This window comes from Actinoplanes sp. NPDC051633 (assembly GCF_040681735.1).
Lineage (GTDB): Bacteria > Actinomycetota > Actinomycetes > Mycobacteriales > Micromonosporaceae > Actinoplanes.
On the sequence record NZ_JBFAZH010000437.1, the window covers coordinates 1 to 5,849 of the forward strand.

Annotated in this window: 5 protein-coding genes and 1 pseudogene; 3 read left to right on the top strand and 3 right to left on the bottom strand. The window is 71.3% G+C overall.

Annotated features, from left to right (window positions below; translation table 11 throughout):
* The 3 genes from rarD to eccE form a co-directional block, all read right to left on the bottom strand.
* Positions 1-880, bottom strand: an 880-nt coding sequence (gene rarD / locus AB0M20_RS23055) for an EamA family transporter RarD (protein ID WP_364301313.1), incomplete at its 3' end; no start/stop codon positions are given.
* A 192-nt stretch (positions 881-1,072) separates the two neighbouring features.
* Positions 1,073-1,465, bottom strand: coding sequence for a phage holin family protein (locus AB0M20_RS23060; protein WP_364301315.1), 393 nt, complete (start codon positions 1,463-1,465; stop codon positions 1,073-1,075).
* Positions 1,466-1,543: 78 nt separating this feature from the next.
* Positions 1,544-3,448, bottom strand: coding sequence for a type VII secretion protein EccE (eccE, locus tag AB0M20_RS23065; protein ID WP_364301317.1), 1,905 nt, complete (start codon positions 3,446-3,448; stop codon positions 1,544-1,546).
* A 310-nt stretch (positions 3,449-3,758) separates the two neighbouring features.
* Here eccE and AB0M20_RS23070 point away from each other — a divergent pair, with 310 nt between their 5' ends.
* From AB0M20_RS23070 to AB0M20_RS23080, 3 genes and pseudogenes are all read left to right on the top strand, one after another.
* Positions 3,759-4,079, top strand: a complete 321-nt coding sequence (locus AB0M20_RS23070; RefSeq protein ID WP_364301321.1) for a WXG100 family type VII secretion target — start codon at positions 3,759-3,761, stop codon at positions 4,077-4,079.
* Between the two features lie 19 nt (positions 4,080-4,098).
* Entirely contained in the window at positions 4,099-4,392 is a 294-nt protein-coding gene (locus AB0M20_RS23075) for a WXG100 family type VII secretion target (RefSeq protein WP_364301319.1), read from the top strand.
* Between the two features lie 264 nt (positions 4,393-4,656).
* Positions 4,657-5,849: pseudogene (locus AB0M20_RS23080) on the top strand (hypothetical protein); the annotation flags it as partial.

Consider the following 5,849-nt stretch of genomic DNA (forward strand, 5'->3'; position numbering starts at 1 on the left):
GGGCGGTCCTGCGGGCGGCCCGCAGGCCGTCGACGGTGAAGACGATGAGCGCGGCCCAGACCAGTGTGAAGCCGGCGAGGCGGGCGGCGGGCATCGGCTCGTGATAGATGAGCACGCCGACCCCGAGCTGCAGAATCGGCGCCACGTACTGCATGATCCCGAGCCCGACCAGCGGCACCCGGTTGGCGGCGCCGGCGAACAGCAACAGCGGCACTGCGGTGGCCACCCCGGAGAGGAGCATGAGGATCGTGTGGGTGGCCGACACGTGCCCGAACTCGGCCCCGCCGGTCACATTCAGCCAGGTCAGGTAGCCCAGCGCGGGCAGGGCCAGGACCGCCGACTCGACGAAGAGCCCCTCGGCCGGTGGCAGCGACAACCGCTTCTTGATCAGGCTGTACGAGCCGAAGCTGGCGGCCAGCATCAGAGCGATGTACGGCAGGTGGCCGTAGTCCACCGTGAGCACGGCGACCGCCACGGCACCGATGCCGACCGCGATCCACTGCCACACGCGGAGGCGTTCACGCTGCACCGTGACGCCGAGCAGCACCACGACGAGCGGGGTGATGAAGTAGCCGAGCGCCGTCTCGACCACCCGCGAGGAGTTGACGCCGTAGATGTAGGTCGCCCAGTTGACGCCGATCAGCAGGCCGGCGGCGATCACGCCGCCGAGGAGCCGGCGGTCACGGGCGATGCGGGCGAGGAAGCGCCAGTTGCGGGCGACCAGCAGCAAGACGGTGATGAAGACGACCGACCAGACGATGCGGTGCGCGAGGATCTCGAACGGCGGGGAGGGCTGGAGCAGCTTGAAGTAGATCGGGAAGAAGCCCCACAGCGCGTACGCGATCAGGCCGTACACATACCCGCGCCGCTCCTCGCTCATCACCCCACCGTAAGGGCGCAGGCGGCGCTGAGTCCTTGCATATGTCGCAGCTCACTGGCGAGCCGAATCGCATTTCGCCCGTCGATGAGTTGGGCTCGGAAAAGGACGAGGCGCAGCCGATGTTCTTTTTCGAACCCAACTCATCGGCTCCCTGGGGCGAAATGCCGGAGGAGCGGAGCGACGACCAGCAGTTCAGTCTTCGTCGCGGTCGCGACCGTCCGGGACCAGCGCGTTGAGCAACCAGCTCACCACGCCGATCAGCAGGGCGCCCAGGACCGCCGACGGCCAGAAACCGTCGACCTGGAAGCCGAGGTCGAACTGACCGGCGATCCAGTCGGTGAGCAGCAGCAGGAGGGCGTTCACCACGATCGCGATCAGACCGAGGGTGAGGATGTAGAGCCCGCAGCCGATGGTCTTGATGATCGGCCGGAGAACCGCGTTGACCACACCGAAGATCACGGCGACGGCGAGCAGCGTGCCGATCTTGCCGGTGGTGGAGTCAGCGGTCAGCGAGATGCCGTCGATCACCAGCGTGGTGATCCAGAGCGACACCGCCGTGATCAGCAGCCGGATGATGATGCCCATGGCCGGATGGTGCCATGGTCACGCCAATCCGCCGGGCGACACTCCGCGATCTTGTCGATGTCTGTCGTACGACCGCGGTCAGCCTCGGCCGGGCGGGCCGATCAGCTGCGCCTCGATCGGCGTCTGGGCCAGGGCCGCCCAGCGGACCGCGCGGCGGTTGATCAGGCCGACCATGTCCGGCCGGATGCGGGACAGCCAATGCGCCGTCTCGCCGAGGCCGATCGCCGTGCCGACCAGGCCGGCCTCGTCCGGCCTCAGCGGCTGCAGGATCAGCAGGTCGGCTCGTGAGGCGACATCCACGTCGGCCGGCCCGAACTCGTCGCGCACGACCAGCGTCGCCTGCCAGCCCTCGCCCTGCTTGTGGTCAGCGCCCACCGGCCCGACGTCGACCACGACCAGCAACGGCTGCATCGCCGACCCCGGCGGGATCTCCACCGCCCGGCCCGGCGGCACCACGGCGATCGCCTCACCCGGCACGGCCGCGCCGCGCACGAACGGCTCCCACGCCTGCGGCCGCGCCGTCTGCACCACCACCCGTGCGCCGAGCGCCATCGCCCGAAGCGTGACCAGCTGAGCGCACCGCACGCCACCGACCAGCAGCGCCCGCGTCTGCTCCGGCCGGAACAGCCGCGCGACCACCGGCTCACCGGCGCGGTTGTGGCCGATCATCAGCCCGGCCGCGCCGCACACCAGCTCGAGGCCGTCGGCGACGTCGGGCGGCAGCTCGCCCTCGCCCGCCCGGCCCGGCACCTCGACCAGCGGCCCGCCGCCCAGCGGGAGCGTGGCCGCGAAGCCGTGCAGGTGCTCGCCGTCGAGCCGCCGCGCGTGGGCCCGTTCGGCAGACAGCAGCTTGCGCAACAGCTGCGAGGCGCCACCCAGCGACGACAGGTCGTGCGCCGCGAGCCGCACCGTCATGTCGACCGCGACCGTCGTCCGGTTGCCCTCCGCCCGCGGCCCCGCGGTCAGGGACACGGTGGTCGCCGCCGCCGGCAGGGACAGCATGCGGCCGACCAGCCGTCGCGACGTCTCCACCGAGAAGTCGGGCCAGCGGTCCAACCGGTACGTCGCCTGCGCCAGCCCGCCGATCCGCAACCCCGGCCACGTCTCCTGGGCCGGGCCGACCGCGTCGTCGTGTGCCAGCTCGCGGAGCACCCGCAGCGCGGCCGCCTCGCCCAGCGGCCGGGCCGGCACCGAGCCCAGCCGTCGGGGGATCTTGCGCACCAGCCCGGACAGGTGCACGAGCAGGTCGCCCGCCGACCAGCCCTCGGCGTGCAGCATCCGCACCGCGATCAGCGCACGCGTGTGCCCGAGCAGGCGGCCCTCGGTGAGCTGGCGATAGGAGTTGGCCGGGGTGCCGTTGCCCGCGCGCACGGCCGGCGCCGGCACGCCGGTGAACAGCATCTGGATCCGGCAGGGTGGATGCTCGGTGCCGGCCGGCGGCAGCAGCGCGACCGGCGACGGCAGCGCGAACACCTCCTCGGCCAGGAGACCGGCCGGGTCGCCGAGCTCGAGGATGGCCGTGATGCCGTAGTGATCGACGATCACCGTCGCCGTGTCACCGTCCAACTCGGCCTGCTCGAGCCGCGCGCCGGGCATCGCGAACTGCAGCAGCGCGGTGGGCGAGTGATCGAGGGCGACGGAGTGCCGCCGCCCGGAGTAGCGCATCCCGACGCTGATCCACTCGAACGCCCAGCGGCCGCGCAGGCGCAGCCAGGTCACCGCCAGCAGGATCACCGCCAGCATCGCGGCCACGGCCAGCGTGATGGTGCCGTAGACCGCGCCGACCAGCAGCAGGACGGCGGCCACCTGGGTGGCGACGAGCTGAGAGGTGCGCATGCCGAGGATGCGGCCGCGGCGCCTCGGTCGCACCCGGGAACGGGTCTGCCGAGGCGCGTTCGCACCCAGGCCGGGATAGCCGCGGCCCTCGGCCAAATCCGCTGTCACCCGCCATGCCTCCTGGATCGGCTCTGCCTTGATCGACATATTTGCTGGTGTGTGTGGCTCATCGTATTGCGCCGACGAGTCCGGCAGGGGGCGGCAGTCGGTCGTGAGTTATCCACAGGCGGCAGTTATCCACAGTTTGGGTCGCGGGGGTACCGCCGCTCGGCGGGCACGGCTACCGTCGGCGTCGGAAAGCATCGATGCGCAGCTCAACGCTGCCCCCCATGGTTCGCCCGGAGGGTTTAGCCTGAATGCACGTCATCGATGTGCCGAGTGCCGATCTTGTCCAGGGTGGACGGGATGGCTCGGCAGGCCGATGTAACCGATACGAGAAAGCGGGGTGACGTCCGGGGTGGCCCAGACAGCAGCAGAATCCGCGGTGATGCAGAGTACCGCCGCAAAGTTCGAGACGGTCAATCAGTCGCTCACGTCCATGTTGAACAACCTCATGTCGCAGCTGTCGGTGCTGCAGTCGGCGTGGAAGGGTTTGGCGGCCGGGGAGTTCGAGAAGGTCAAGGTGCAGTACGCGGCCGACCTCAAGCAGCTCAACAAGGCTCTCTCCGAGACGGCCGAGGCGATCCGTGCCTCGGGCACCAGCTACGACACCACCGATTCCGCAGCAGCATCCCGCGTCGGCAAGTCCGGCGGCGGCGGCTACAGCCTGCCGCTCTGAGCCCGAGGAAGGAGATCTAATGAGCGACGGTTTGCTTCTTGTCAACTTCGGTGCTCTGCAGAACGCCAGCGCTGACATCCAAAAGGCTCTGAGCGAGTTGCAGTCGCAGCTCGGTCAGCTCGAGCGTGACGCCGGCCCGCTGGTCGCCACCTGGGAGGGTGAGGCGAAGGCTGCCTACGCCGAGCGCCAGCGCAAGTGGTCGCAGGCATCGGCGGACCTCTCCGAGATCCTGCGCAACATCAAGGTCGCGGTCGACGAGTCCGCCGCGGACTACACGGACACCGAGCGCAAGGCGACGCAGCGCTTCCAGTAAGACCTGCCTCGCAAGAGATCCACTTTGCGGCCGGGGTACGCCTTTCGAGGTGAATCCCGGCCGCGATCATGTTTGCCCGACTTGTCGGAGTCTTGGCTACCTTGCGTGATGAACATTAGCCGCAGAGTCACCTGCGCGCTGCGTCACGAGCCGCTATACACCCGACTTGGTTGTCTGGCCACCGCCGCCCATTGTGATCGACGCCTGACCTTGTAGGTTGTACGCGTTGAGATGGTCTCGTTCGCGCGCGTTGGGAGAGTGAACGTGTCCGAGTGGGAGCCGGCGACGGACGCCGAGCGTTCGATGCGCGATGCTTTGCGCACCGACGACCAGGAGTCCTACTTCCGCATCCTCGCCGGCGTCGACCTGCTCCTGCCCGTGTCCGCGGACGCGCTGGCCGGCCTCGCGCCGCTGGGCTGGGGCACGTGGAGCACCGGTGGTCGCACCCATGTCCTCGCCTTCACCTCGCCGTCGGCGTTGCAGGCGTGCCTGGCCGACTACACCGGCTCGGCGCGACGCGTCGCCTACGGCGAGCTGGCCGACACGTGGCCCAACCTCGAGTGGTGGCTCGCGGTCAACCCGGGGCTGCCGATCGAGGGATACCTGCCGGCCTGGTTCGTGGCCCAGCTGTCCCGCGGCGACGTGCGACTGCCCAAGCGCGGCCCGGGTCGCGAGGGCGAGGATCTGAAGCAGGCCGCGATGGCGGCGCCCGGCGCGAGTCAGCCCGGCGCGAGTCAGCAAGGTGGTCCGATGCCACCGGCCGCGTCCGCCGTTCCCGGCGCGGCCGAGGCCGGGTTCCGTCCCGGCGGAGGCTTCCCGCCGGGGAACGAGCAGAGTCGTGTGCCGGGCGCGGCCGCGGCGATGGGTAGCCGCGCGGCCGCGGCGGCGGCATCGTCCGGGTTCGCACCGAGCGCTGTGCCCGCCGCCGGCGCGCCGGGGCCGGGCCTGGCCACCGCCGCCCCTGCGGCGAGCGGGGCGCAGACCTTCGCGCCGGGCAACCGGCCGTTCTCGGCGCCCGGCAACGCACCGACCTCCGCCCCCGCGAACGCCCCCACCTCAGGCCCGGCGAACGCTCCGACCTCGAGCCCGGCGAATGCTCCGACCTCCGGTCCGGCGAACGCGCCGACGTCGGGTCCGGCCAACGCCCCGACCTCCGGCCCGGCGCGGACCGAGGACGACCGCGCCGCCGCGGGCAACAGTCAGGTCGGACCGGGTGGCCTCCCGGTCCGCACCCCGGGCGCGGTTCTGCCGAGCGGCCTGCCCTCTCGGGTCCCCGCCGCGAGCCCACCCGGTCAGGGTGATCCCTACCAGCCCTCCGGCGAGGCGCCGAGCGGCGTCCCCGCGGCCTACCGGGCCCCGAGCATCCCCGGCGCAGGCGCCCCACCCGGCCCGAGCAACCTGGCCGCCGCCGCGGGCAGCGTCGCAGCGGCTCGCGGCGCCCAGGGAGGGGCCGCGCC